The organism is Kitasatospora arboriphila (assembly GCF_039528095.1).
GTDB classification, from domain to species: domain Bacteria; phylum Actinomycetota; class Actinomycetes; order Streptomycetales; family Streptomycetaceae; genus Kitasatospora; species Kitasatospora arboriphila.
Map to the genome: position 1 here is coordinate 13,491 of NZ_BAAALD010000037.1, position 12,050 is coordinate 25,540.

The following is a 12,050-nucleotide window of genomic DNA, read 5'->3' on the forward strand; positions in this document are numbered from 1 at the left end:
GAGCACTTGACTACGGATCAAGAGGTTGCAGGTTCGAATCCTGCTGAGCGCACCACAACTCGCCGCAGCGGTCCTCCAGGGGATCGCCCAGGCGCTCATAGCTCAACGGATAGAGCACTTGACTACGGATCAAGAGGTTGCAGGTTCGAATCCTGCTGAGCGCACCACCCGAAGGCCCCGGACTCCGTCCGGGGCCTTCGTCGTTGCCGTCACCGCCCGGCCGGGGCGGCTCAGGCCAGTTCGGTGCGGTTGATCCAGGCGACGTCCCGCGGCTGCAGGAAGCGTTCCGCCGCCGTCGCCGGCCGGCTGCGGTCCAGGGTCCGCGGCACCGGGTCGTGGCGGACGAGCGAGGGGTCCGCGCCCAGGGCGGCCAGCCGGGCGGCCACCGCGGGTGCCAGGTCGGGCGGGCCGCTCAGCAGCACGTCCCGGCCCGCGCAGTCGCCGAGCCGGCCGAGGCCCGCGTGCAGCAGCGCCACCGCCTCGGCGCGGCCGGCCCCGTCCGCGGGAGCGGCGAGCACCACCTCCAGCCGGGCGTACCGCTCGACCAGGGCGCGCACCGCGTCGAGGTCGTAGTGGTCGGCGTCGCTCCGGGCGCCGAGCAGGACGGTGGCCGGCCGGGTGCCCGCCCGGGCGAGCTCCTCGACCACCGCCTTGACCTGGGCCCAGCCGGTGCCGCCCGCGACGGCCAGCAGCGGGCGCCGGGACGCCGGGTCGAGCACCGCGGTGCCGAGCGGCGGCCCGAGCCGCAGCCGCTCGCCCGGCCGCACCGCGTCGACCAGGACGGGGGAGAGCAGACCGTCCGGCACCCGGCGGACGTGCACGTCGAGGGTGCCGTCGGGCCGCGGCGCGCAGCCGATCGAGAACGGGCGCCAGACCTGCGGCACCCGCGGGGAGCAGAGGGTGAGGTACTGGCCGGGGGTGAACGGGTAGGGCCGGTCGGGTGCGAGGGTGAGCACCGTCACGTCCGGGGCGGCGGGGTGCCGCCGTACCACCTCGGCCTGCCAGCAGGCCGGCGTCCCGGCGGGGACGGCCGCGGCGGCGTCGACCATCGCCCGGGAGATCACCGTCCACGCCTCGGTCCAGGCCTTCTCCTGCTCCTCGCTCCAGGCGTTCCCGGCGAACCGCCGCAGGGTGGCGAGCAGGCTGGCCCCCACGGCCGGGTAGTGCTCGGGCCGGGCGCCGAACTTGCGGTGGTCGCGGCCGAGGGCGGCGAGGTAGCCGGCGAGCCGCTCGGGGTCGTCCAGCCGCTGAACCAGGTGGGTGATCGCGGCGAGCAGCCGGTCGCGCTGCTCCTCCATCCGCTCGGGGAACATCGCGCGGACGCCGGGGTTGTGGGCGAACAGGTGGGCGTAGAAGTAGGCGGTCAGCTGGTCGGCGCGGCGTTCGACCACCGCGAGGCCGGCCCGCAGGACCGCGGGGTCGAAGGCCACCGGAGCGTCCTCACCCGTCCGCCCCGGCCGGACCCGCGGCCACCAGTGCCCGGCCCATGGTGTCCGCGACCACGCCGTAGACCGCCGCCCAGGCCGCCTCCGCCTGCGGCGACCAGGCGTCGCCGGCGAAGTGCCGCAGGGTGGCGAGCAGGCTGACGCCCACCGCCGGGAAGTGCTCCGGCAGGGCGCCGTAGCCGGCGTGCCGGCGGCCGAGGTCGGTGAGGATGCCGACCAGGGTGTCAGTGTCCTCCAGGTGCTCGACCAGGGCGCCGAGGGCGGCGAACAGCCGGTCCTGCTGGTCGTCCAGGTGCTCGGCGAACAGCACCCGGACGTCCGGGTGCTGTTCGAACAGGTGCTGGTAGAACCAGGCCGTCACCTCGGTCCCGTGGGGCTCGACGGCGGCGAAACTGCTCTTCACGAGTATGGGGTCGATGCTCACGTGCGCCGACTCTACTGACGGCCCGTCATGTCGAACAGGGTGCCTCGGAAGGTGATCGGAAAGCCCGAGGAAACCGGATCGGGATCCGGCCGCCGTGGCGGAAAACCGCCCGTCCGGCCGGTGCCGGCGGGGGCCGCGGGGGAGCGGCGACCAATCGGGTGCACCTCGGGACGCGCCCACGAGTGTCGGATCTTGACGGACCGTCGGACGTGCTTCGCTTTTGTCGGATGTTATGGCCGCGTCATCTCCGGCTGCGGCCCGGCCACGGCAGCGAAGGAGCGCCGGATGAACCGACGGTTCCGCCCGACGTCCCCCGCCCGCCGGGCCCTGGCGTCCGCGGCGGCCACCGGACTGCTGCTGCCCGCCGCACTCGCCTCCCCGGCCCCGGCCCAGCAGAGCCCCGCCGCCTGGAACCAGGACCGCACCGCGGCGCTGCCCTCCGGCCTCACCGTCCGGCTGGACTTCTCACCCCTCCCCGGCATCACCGCCACCGCGGCCCCCGGAACCCTCGCCGGCCCGGCCGGGAACGCCGCGGTGTACGCGGACGGGATGCACCCCGGCGACCCCGCCGAGACCGTCGACATCGGCGCCGACCGCACCGCCGCGGACGGTTCCTGGCGCACCCTCGGCACGCTGCGGATCGCCTTCTCCCGGCCGATGCGCAATCCCCGGCTGCACGTCGGCGGCCTCGCCGCCCGGGCCACCGCGGCCACGGGCACGACCGCGACCGCCGTCCGGCTCACCGCCACCGGCGGCACCCCCGCCACCCCCACCCTGGCCGGCCGCACCCCCTGGACGGGCTGGACGGCGGCGGGCGACGAACTCGCCCCGCCCGCCGACGGGCAGGCCGACACCGCCGCCGACGGCGCCGGCACCCTCGAACTGACCGGGACCGTCGGCACCGCCACCCTCCGCCTGGAACGGCGGACCACCGCCCGGGACGGCTCCACCACCCCGCCGCCCGCGCTGCACACCTCCTGGTCGGTCACCCTCGACGAGTCGCTCGGCACCGCGCCCCAGGGCTACGGCAATGCCTCCCATCTGCTCTCCGACCTCTGGCTCGGCCGGGACGCGACCGACGAGCGGCACCGCGAGCGCTCCGCCGCGGCGACCGCCGCCCGGCCGCTGGTGCCCGGCCCGGGCGGCACGCCGCCGGGCGCGGCACCGGGGGCCGCGGTGTCGGGTGACGGCGCACCCGGGGCGGTGGAGGAGCCGGCGGCACCCACCCGCCCCCTGGTGGAACTCCTCCCCTCCGGGCCGCGCAGCCTCTGGGCCAGCCCCGTCCCGCCGCGCACCGGCCCGGGCCGTGGCGAGTACCCGGGCGCCGACCCGACCCTCGCCTTCCCGGCCGAGGCCGCGACCGGCGACTACTACCGGGTCGACGTGCCCGTCGCACCCGGCGCCGGTCCGGCCGTCCTGGCCGGCTGGGTCGACTTCGACCGCAACGGCCGCTTCGACCCCCTGGAGCGGGTGCAGGCGGAGGTCCCGCAGGGCGCCACCACCGCCCGCCTGGAGTGGGCGGTCACCGGCAAGGTGGTCGCGGGGGAGACCTGGGCCCGGCTGCGGATCGCCCGGGACGCCTCACAACTCGTCACCGCGGGCGGCTTCGCCGACTCCGGACAGGTCGTCGACCAGCGCATCCGGCTCGCCGCAGGCTCCGCCCGCCCCGAGCTCTCCGCGCCGGTCGACGGCACCGTCACCGCCGAGGTCCGGCCGCAGGTGGCCGGCACCGCCCCCGCCGGGGCGAGCGTGGCCGTCGCCGAGGGCGACCGCACCCTCTGCACGGCCGCGACCGCCCAGGACGGCGGCTGGAACTGCCGCCCCGGACAGGCGCTGGCCGACGGCGAGCACACGCTGACCGCGGTGGCGACCACGCGCGCCGGCGCCGCGCTCCGCAGCGAAGCCGTCCGGCTGACCGTCAAGACCGCTCCGCCGGCGGCCCCCGCGCTCACGCTGCCCGCATTCACCAACGACCCCGGCCTGCTCGTCACCGGCACCGGCGAGCCCGGCAGCACCGTCTCGGTCACCGAGGCCGGAAGGACCCCGCGGGCCGCGGGCGAGCTCTGCAGCACCGGCGTCGGGCCGGACGGCACCTGGTCCTGCCTGCCGGTGGAGAGCCTCGACGACGGCGTCCACCGGCTGACCGGAACCGCGGCCGACGCGGCGGGGAACACCGCCCGCGGCACCGAGACGGCGCTCACCGTGGACACCGTCGCACCCGCCCGCCCCCTCCTGGAGGTGCCGAAGGCCGGCGCCGCCGTCGAGTCCCGCCCGCGGTTCGCCGGGCGGGCGGAGGCCGCGGCCACCGTCACCGTCACCGCCGGCCCGAAGGCGGGCGGAGGCGAGCGGATCGCCCTGTGCAGCGGGGTCGCCGGTGCGGACGGCGCCTGGTCCTGCACCGCCGGGCGTGCGGCGCCGGACGGCGAACGGGTACTGGTCGCCACCGCCACCGACCGTGCGGGGAACAGCACCGCCGGCGAGCCGGTGACCGTGCAGGTCGCGGCGGAGCCCGCACCGTCGCCCGGGGCCGCCGACCCGTCCGTGCCGCCGTCACCCGGCGCCGCGTCCCCGCAGCCGGCGAGCCCGCCGGCCGCTTCGCCGCCCGCCGCCGGCACCCCGGCCGGTGACCCGCCCGTGGCCGAGGCGGGCAGCCCGGTCGCCACGCCGCCCGCGGCCGACCCGGGGGCGCCCTCCGCCGGGGCCGGGGCGGACCCGTCCGGACGGGTCCGTGCGGTGCCGCCGCAGGCCGGGCACCGTCCGGCCGGGGAGCCGGTGTCCGCCGCGGGCCGGGTCCTTGCCGCCCACGGCGGCCTGCTCGCGGGCCTGGCCGGCCTGGCGTGCCTGGCGGCCGCCGGACTGCTGCTGCGGCGGGTGTTCGCCCGCGGTCCGGGCAGTCGCCGCAAAGACTGATGCATCGTCAGTTTGTTTCGGTGGGTGGGGAGTCGACACGCCCAACGTGTCTGAAATGTCCCATTTGATGACTTGTCAACCTAGCCTGGAATCCGGTGCAGGCCGCCCTCGCCCGATCCGGCCGCCCCGCCTTGCCGCACCCGAACCCGAGGACCGTGCATGGACGTCACCCGCGACTCATCGCCACGACCCGCCCCCCGGCCCGCCGGCCCGCCCGACGCGGCGGCGGGCGGCCCCGGAGCCGGAACGGCCGGATCCACCGCCGCCACCGGCAAGACCCAGCCCGTCCGCGCCGACAGCGGCGGCCTCACCGCCCCGGGCCCCGGCAGGACCCCCCGGGCCGCGGTGCCGGAGGACCCGCCCACCCGCCAGCTGACCCCCGTCCGCGCCGACCCGGACACCGAGACCCCCGCGACCCGCCGGCCGCCCCGCGTCGACCAGGCGCTGCGCGAACGGCACGCCTTCGCGCTGCCCGGCTGGCTGGCGCTGCTGCTCCTGCTGCTGGGCACCACCGGACTGCTGGTGATCCTCGTCCGCGCCGGCGTGCTGCCCGAGTTCGAGGCGCTGCCGGACATCCGGACCGGGGCCGTGCGCCGCGGCGGGCCCACCGGGCTGAGCGGCGCGGAGATCGCCGCCGTCGCCGCCGTCGGCCTGCTGCTGGTGGCCGTACTGGCCGGGCTGCTCTCCAACCCCGGCGGCGAGGCCAGGGTGCTCACCCGCTGGGGCCGCTACCGCGGCACCGTCCGCCGGGCCGGCCTGCTGTGGGTCAACCCGCTGGTCCGCCGCCGACGCGTCGACGTACGGCTGCGCCACTGGCGCAGCGACCCGGTGACGGTCACCGACCGCACCGGCACCCCGATCGTCGTCCGGCTGCTGGTCGTCTGGCGGGTCCGGGACACCGCCCGGGCGGTGCTGTCGGTGGCCGCGCACGAGGCGTACCTGCGCGAACAGATCCACGCCGTGCTCAGCCGCACCGCCAGCCGGCTGCCCTGCGACTCCAACGCCGGCCCCGGCCCCGCGCTCCGGGACGGCCAGTGGTTCGCCGACGAGCTCAGCCGCGCCCTCGCCGCCGAGGCCCACCCGGCCGGCCTGGAGGTGTACTCGGTCCAGCCGATCGCCCTCGACTACGCACCCGAGGTCGCCGAGTCGATGCGCCGCCGCCGCCTCGCCGACCTGGACGCGGGACTGCGGACCGTCCTGGTCGACGACGCCGTCGAGGCCGCCGCGCTCGCCGTCCGCCGCCTCGAACGCGCCACCGCCCACCAGCTCGACGAGGCTGCCCGCAGCGCCCTGATGGAACAACTGCTGGTGGCCTTCGTCGCCCCGGCCGGGGTCAGTGCCCCGGTGCCCGCGCCGGCCGTCCGGCCGGCCCGCAAGGAGCCCGCCGGACGCAAGGAGGGGCGGCCGGCGTGACCGCGCCCGCCGGTCGCTGCCCACCTGCTCCACCCCTCCACCCGCTCCACCCGCTCCACCCGCTCGACCGCTCCGCCCGTCCGGGGCAGCCGCCCGTCCACAGCCCGTGGACGGGCGGTTGCCGTCCGGGGACGCACCCTCAGGCGGAAGCCGCGTCCAGCAGGGCGAGCTCCTCCTCCGCCAGCCGCAGGTCGATCGCGGCCAGCAGCGGCGGCAGCTGCTCGGCGGTACGGGCGGACGCGATCGGCGAGGCCACCGTCGGCCGGGCGGCCAGCCAGGCCAGCGCCACCGTGGCGGGCTCCACCCCGCGGGCGGCGGCCACCTTGTCCAGCGCCTCCAGCACCAGCGGACCCCGCGGCTCCGCCAGGTACCGGGCCGCCCCCTGGGCGCGGGCGCTCGGCACCTCACCGCCGCCCGGGCGGTACTTGCCGGTCAGGAACCCGGAGGCCAGCGCGTAGTACGGCACGGCGGACAGCCCGTTCGCCGCCACCACGCCCGCCAGGGGGCCCTCGTAGGTCCCGCGGGAGACCAGGTTGTAGTGCGGCTGCACCGCCACGTACCGGGCCAGGCCCTCGCGGTCGGAGAAGGCCAGCGACTCGGCGAGCCGGTCGGCGCCGATGTTCGAGGCGGCGATCTCGCGGACCTTGCCCTCCCGCACCAGCTCGTCCAGCGCCGTGACGATCTCCTCCACCGGCGTCGCCGGGTCGTCCCGGTGGGTGTAGAAGAGGTCGATCCGCTCGATGCCCAGCCGGACGAGCGACTCCTCGGCGCCCCGCTTGATGTTCGACGCCCGCAGACCGGGCGCGTCCGGGTGCATGCCGACCTTGGTGGCGATCACGACCCCGTCGCGGTTGCCGCGGCTGCGCAGCCAGGTGCCGATCACGGTCTCGGACTCGCCGCCGGTGTTGCCGGGCACCCAGGACGAGTACATGTCGGCGGTGTCGACGAAGTTGCCGCCGGCCGCCGCGTAGGCGTCGAGGACGGCGAAGGACTGGGCCTCGTCCGCCGTCCAGCCGAAGACGTTGCCGCCGAGGCAGAGCGGCGAGACGGCCAGGTCGGAGGTGCCGAGGGTCACCCGGCGGGCGTCGGTGCGGTAGTCGGTCATGCCGCGAGTCAACCCGATCCGCGGGCGGGCTGTTCCGGAGCCCGGCCGGAGTTCACGGCGCTGTCGCACGGGCGTAGCACGTGCAGGTGGGGGGAGCGTGTGGAGATCACCCCACCGAGGGGTCCGGGGTGTTCCGCGGGCGGCCGCGTTGGCTAGAGTCCTCGCCATGGCTGACAACGACTACGACCCCGCCGGCAGCACCCAGATGTTCCGGGCGTTCGTCGACGAGACCCCGGCCCCGCAGGCCCCCGGCTCCGTCAACACCTACGGCAGCAGCTCCTCCGGCCGGGGCGGTGTGATCGCCGCCGTGGTGGTGGTCGCCCTCCTCGTCGTCGGCGGCGTGGTCTGGCTCGCCGTCAAGTAGCCGGCGTCGAGCAGGCGGCCCGGAGCGCGGGCCCCGGGGTGCGGCGCGGTCCCTACACTGATCGGGCCCGCGCCCGCCGTCCCCCGCGCACCAGGAGGCCTTCCGTGACCCAGCCCACCGAGACCGCGCGCAGTCTGGGCCTCAGAGGTGCCGTGAACGCCCGTGACCTGGGCGGCTACCGGACGGCCGACGGCCGGGTGCTCAAGCCGGGCACCGCCCTGCGCGCGGACGCGCTCAACCGGCTCGGCGAGGACGACCTCGCCCTGCTCGCCGACCACGGGCTGCGCCAGATCGTCGACCTGCGCAGCCTCGACGAGGTCCGCGAGGCCGGCCCGGACATCGTCCGCGGGCTGCCCACCGCCGAGATCGCCGCCGCGGAGCTCTCCGCCACCCCGGTGACCGTCGAGCGGACCACCGACGACGGCATCACCCTGCACCACCTGCCTGTCTTCGCCCGCGAGTTCGACATCTACGTCGCGCTGCGCAACGCGCTCGCCGACCGCGACGCCGACAAGCAGCGCGCCCTGCTCGGCGACGGCCGGGCCGAGGGCATGATGATCGGCCTCTACCGCTGGTTCGTCACCGACGCCGTCGCCCGCGAGCGCTTCGCCACGGTGGTCCGGCTGCTCGCCGAGCCCGGCGGCACCCCGCTGCTCTTCCACTGCTCGGCCGGCAAGGACCGCACCGGCTGGGTGGCCGCCCTGGTGCTGACCGCCCTCGGCGTCGACCGTGACACCGTCTACGCGGACTACCTGCTCACCAACGAGCGCTCCGCCGCCATCGTCGAGCACGTGGTGGACAGCTTCGGCACCCGCGGCCTGATGAAGGAGCCCGCGCTGCTGCTGCCGATCTTCCGCGCGGACCGGAACTACCTCGACGCCGCGTTCGAGGAGGTCGCCGCGGGCTGGCCGACCTTCGAGGACTTCTGGCGCGACGGCCTCGGCCTGGACGGCGCCGTACTGGACGGGCTGCGCGCCAACCTGCTCGCCTGACCCGCCCCGGCGCCGCCCGGACCGTCCGCCGCCCCCGGTCGCCCCGGGCCTCCCCGGCGGCTCCCGGAAGTCCTTCGTCAGCCCTCCGTCAGCCCTCCGAGGTCAGCCCGGCCCGGAGCTGGGCGAGGGTCTTGGTGAGCAGCCGGGAGACGTGCATCTGGGAGATCCCGATCTCCTCGCCGATCTGCGACTGCGTCAGGTTGCCGAAGAAGCGCAGCATGATGATCCGCCGCTCGCGCGGCGGCAGCTTGGCCAGCAGCGGCTTCAGCGACTCGCGGTACTCCACGCCCTCCAGCGCCAGGTCGTCGTAGCCGAGCCGGTCGGCCAGCGGGCCCTCGCCGTCCTCCTCGCTGGGCGCGGAGTCGAGCGAGGAGGCGGTGTACGCGTTGCCGACGGCGAGGCCCTCGACGACGTCCTCCTCGCTGACGCCGAGGCAGACCGCCAGCTCGGCGACGGTGGGGGAGCGGTCGAGCTTCTGCGAGAGCTCGTCGCCCGCCTTGGTGAGGGCCAGCCGCAGCTCCTGCAGGCGCCGGGGCACCCGCACCGACCAGCTGGTGTCCCGGAAGAAGCGCTTGATCTCGCCGACCACCGTCGGCATCGCGAAGGTCGGGAACTCCACCCCGCGGTCCGGGTCGAAGCGGTCGATCGCCTTGATCAGGCCGATCGTGCCGACCTGGACGATGTCCTCCATCGGCTCGTTGCGGCTGCGGAACCGCGCCGAGGCGTAGCGCACCAGCGGCAGGTTGAGCTCGATCAGGGTGTCGCGGACGTAGGTGTGCTCCGCGCTGCCCGGCTCCAGCGCCGCCAGCCGGCGGAAGAGCGAGCGCGAGAGCGTCCGGGTGTCCAGCGGGCGCTCGCCGACCACCGGGTCGGCCGTCCGCACGGGCCCGGCCGCCCCGGCCGCCTCCGTCGTGCCGGTGGCACCGACGTCCCCTGCGGCGGCCCCGGGCGGCGGTGCGCCGACCGGCTCCTGCTCCCCGGCCTGCTGCTGCGGGAACGCCCGCAGCACGGCCCGCACCCCGGCCGCCCGCTCCCCAGGGATCTCCTCGACGACCGCACCGACCGGTTCTCCGGACACGCGCCCCACCCCCTCGTGACTGACTGTTCAACGGGCACCAGCACAGCGTGGTTCCCGCATCGGACCCTCCCTCCACCCCCCATACCGGCCCACCGGCCCCGGCAAACCCGGCCGTCGCGAGATGTCACACGGCGGTAACGCGGCGCGATCTTCCGACGGGCTCACTCCTCCCAGGAGTTGCCGGTCCGCAGCCGGGTGAGGATGCGCGACAGCAGCCGGGAGACGTGCATCTGGGACATCCCCAGCTCGGTGGAGATCTGCGACTGCGTCAGGTTGGCGAAGAAGCGCAGCATGATGATCCGCCGCTCCCGCTCGGGCAGCTGCACCAGCAGGTGGCGGACCATGTCCCGGTGCTCGACGTCGGCGAGCGCGGAGTCCTCGTAGCCGAGCCGGTCCAGCAGGGCGAGTCCGCCCTCGTGCTCCTGCGCCGCCTCCAGCGAGGCGGCGTTGTACGCCCGGCCGGCGTCCAGGCAGGCCCGGACGTCCTCCTCGGGGATGCGCAGACAGGCGGCGATCTCCGGCACCTTGGGCGACCGCCCGTGGGTGACGGTCAGCTCCTCCATCGCGCCGCTGACCTGCACCCACAGCTCCTGGAGTCGGCGCGGCACGTGCATGGTGCGGACGTTGTCCCGGAAGTAGCGCTTGATCTCGCCGAGGATGGTCGGCAGCGCGTACGTCGGGAACTGCACGCCGCGGCTCGGGTCGAAGCGGTCGATGGCGTTGATCAGGCCGATCGTGCCGACCTGGACGATGTCCTCCATCGGCTCGCTGCGGCTGCGGAAGCGGGTGGCCGCGTACCGGACCAGCGGGACGTTGATCTCGATCAGGGCGGCCCGGACGCGTTCGCGTTCCGGGGCGTCCGGGGGCAGTTCGGCGAGCCGCTCGAAGAGGACCCGGGTGAGCGTGCGGACGTCCACCGGGGTGCGGGTGCCGCTCTGGCGGTCCCTCAGCCCGGCGGCCTTCAGCTCCGCGACGAGACTGTCCGCGGGCGGCGGGGCGGACTGCTCCCCGTCGGTGCCCCGCGCGCTGTCCTGTGTCCGCACGGACACGTCACCCCTCCCAGAGTCGACATCTGCGATCCGGCCGCCGCCTGGGCGGCCCGGCCGTGCTCACCACCTCGCCAGATCCGGCAAAACCGGTCATAGCATCACAAGTCGTCCACATCGGCGGCAAGCACCGCTCGTAGGCGTGTTGGCTGACAGTGCACCGTCGGCCGATGTGTGCTGCGGCCCCCCGCCCGGGGTCGGGGCGGAGGGCCGAGTGGTAGTGCGTATGCGATGCGACTGTGCGGGGATCAGACCTCGACGTCGGCGATCACCCAGGTGGCGAACTCCCGCCACTGGCCCGCGGCGGCCTGGTGGGCCGGGTGGGTCAGGTAGGCCTGCAGCGCGTCCCGGTCCTCGACCAGGCTGTTGATCGCGTAGTCGTAGGCGATGTCGCGCACGGTGGTGTTCCAGCCGCACTCCCACTCGCGCAGCTCGGGGATCTGCGGGCCGAGCTCCTCGAACGCCTTCGCGCCGGCGATCGCCCGCTCGTCGTCCTTCAGGACGCCGTCGTTGAGCTTGAACAGGACCAGGTGCCGGATCACGATGCCGCTCCTAGCTGGAAGGGTGGACGAACCCCGCCACGGTAGCCGCTGACCGGCCGGGCTCAGTTCACCAGGCCGGTCATGAAGGTCCCGACCGCCTTCGCGGCGTCCGAGATCCCCACGAAGCCGGACTGCACCAGCTCCGCCGCCCGGGTGGGCGACGTGATGATCGTGTAGATCACGAAGATGAGCAGGAGATACATGCCGATCTTCTTCGCCTGAGCCATCGAACGGGCCTGCCTCCCTGCCGCGGGGCCGCCGTCGCTCTCCCCGGGCGCCCTCCTGCTGCTGCGCAGCTTATCCACCGGACGGCCCATCGGGTGAGAGCGGCGTTCACTCCCCGGGACGAAGGTCCCCGCGAGTGGGGGCTTTGTACGGGTGCCCGCCCGCGGGCGGTGGCGCACGATGGAGGAGTGCCGCGGGATCTGGCAGGAATCCCCGGTGCAGGGAACCGGGACTCCCCGCTGTGGGACCGTGCGCCGCAGCTTCCCCCTGATGCGGCGCCGGTGGTGGGAGTCCCGACGGGGGCGCGGCCCGTTTCCCCCGGGGCCGCGCCCCCTCCGGCACCCCGAACGCACCCCCCGAACGCCACCCGGCCCCGAGCCCGGTGGCGTTTCCTGCTTCCCCTGACGTCCCGCCAGCGGCCCCCGGCCGCCCGCGCGTTCACCCGCGCGGCCCGGGGGGACACGTCGAAGGGCCCCGACCGGGTCGGTCGGGGCCCTTCGTGAAGC

General features: G+C 75.7%; 11 protein-coding genes and 2 tRNA genes (1 of these 13 only partly in view). 6 read left to right on the plus strand and 7 right to left on the minus strand.

Annotated features, from left to right (window positions below; genetic code table 11):
• Both ABD353_RS19795 and ABD353_RS19800 read left to right on the plus strand, forming a co-directional pair.
• Window positions 1-55: transfer RNA gene (locus tag ABD353_RS19795), tRNA-Arg, on the plus strand (it extends 121 nt beyond the left edge of the window).
• A 36-nt stretch (window positions 56-91) separates the two neighbouring features.
• Window positions 92-167 (plus strand) — tRNA-Arg (locus ABD353_RS19800).
• A 63-nt stretch (window positions 168-230) separates the two neighbouring features.
• Here the strand turns inward: ABD353_RS19800 and ABD353_RS19805 are convergent.
• Both ABD353_RS19805 and ABD353_RS19810 read right to left on the minus strand, forming a co-directional pair.
• On the minus strand, window positions 231-1,430 hold the full coding sequence (locus ABD353_RS19805) for a globin domain-containing protein (protein ID WP_344624978.1): 1,200 nt from the start codon (window positions 1,428-1,430) through the stop codon (window positions 231-233).
• A 10-nt stretch (window positions 1,431-1,440) separates the two neighbouring features.
• Window positions 1,441-1,869: a globin domain-containing protein gene (locus ABD353_RS19810; RefSeq protein WP_344624979.1), complete on the minus strand. Its 429-nt coding sequence runs from the start codon at window positions 1,867-1,869 to the stop codon at window positions 1,441-1,443.
• Between the two features lie 285 nt (window positions 1,870-2,154).
• Between ABD353_RS19810 and ABD353_RS19815 the strand changes: the two genes are divergently transcribed.
• Both ABD353_RS19815 and ABD353_RS19820 read left to right on the plus strand, forming a co-directional pair.
• On the plus strand, window positions 2,155-4,779 hold the full coding sequence (locus tag ABD353_RS19815) for an Ig-like domain-containing protein (RefSeq protein ID WP_344624980.1): 2,625 nt from the start codon (window positions 2,155-2,157) through the stop codon (window positions 4,777-4,779).
• A gap of 159 nt (window positions 4,780-4,938) precedes the next feature.
• Entirely contained in the window at window positions 4,939-6,192 is a 1,254-nt protein-coding gene (locus ABD353_RS19820; RefSeq protein ID WP_344624981.1) for an SPFH domain-containing protein, read from the plus strand.
• 139 nt (window positions 6,193-6,331) lie between these two features.
• On the opposite strand, the gene ABD353_RS19825 is transcribed toward ABD353_RS19820, so the two are convergent.
• A complete protein-coding gene (locus ABD353_RS19825; RefSeq protein WP_344624982.1) occupies window positions 6,332-7,297 on the minus strand; it encodes an aldo/keto reductase in 966 nt (321 codons plus the stop codon).
• A gap of 166 nt (window positions 7,298-7,463) precedes the next feature.
• Here ABD353_RS19825 and ABD353_RS19830 point away from each other — a divergent pair, with 166 nt between their 5' ends.
• Window positions 7,464-7,661 carry a hypothetical protein gene (locus ABD353_RS19830; RefSeq protein ID WP_344624983.1) on the plus strand — a complete coding sequence of 66 codons (198 nt, stop codon included), beginning with the start codon at window positions 7,464-7,466 and terminating at the stop codon, window positions 7,659-7,661.
• Between the two features lie 104 nt (window positions 7,662-7,765).
• Complete coding sequence (locus tag ABD353_RS19835) at window positions 7,766-8,653, plus strand: tyrosine-protein phosphatase (protein WP_344624984.1); 888 nt, start codon at window positions 7,766-7,768, stop codon at window positions 8,651-8,653.
• Between the two features lie 88 nt (window positions 8,654-8,741).
• On the opposite strand, the gene ABD353_RS19840 is transcribed toward ABD353_RS19835, so the two are convergent.
• The 4 genes from ABD353_RS19840 to ABD353_RS19855 all read right to left on the minus strand — a co-directional run bounded on the left by ABD353_RS19840 (window position 8,742) and on the right by ABD353_RS19855 (window position 11,546).
• A complete protein-coding gene (locus ABD353_RS19840) occupies window positions 8,742-9,536 on the minus strand; it encodes an RNA polymerase sigma factor SigF (protein WP_344625033.1) in 795 nt (264 codons plus the stop codon).
• Between the two features lie 356 nt (window positions 9,537-9,892).
• A complete protein-coding gene (locus ABD353_RS19845) occupies window positions 9,893-10,696 on the minus strand; it encodes an RNA polymerase sigma factor SigF (protein WP_344625034.1) in 804 nt (267 codons plus the stop codon).
• 329 nt (window positions 10,697-11,025) lie between these two features.
• The gene (locus ABD353_RS19850) at window positions 11,026-11,319 is read right to left on the minus strand and encodes a Dabb family protein (protein WP_344624985.1); all 294 of its coding nucleotides are present in this window, start codon (window positions 11,317-11,319) and stop codon (window positions 11,026-11,028) included.
• Window positions 11,320-11,381: 62 nt separating this feature from the next.
• Window positions 11,382-11,546, minus strand: a complete 165-nt coding sequence (locus tag ABD353_RS19855; protein WP_263104601.1) for a hypothetical protein — start codon at window positions 11,544-11,546, stop codon at window positions 11,382-11,384.
• Window positions 11,547-12,050: the final 504 nt, after the last annotated feature.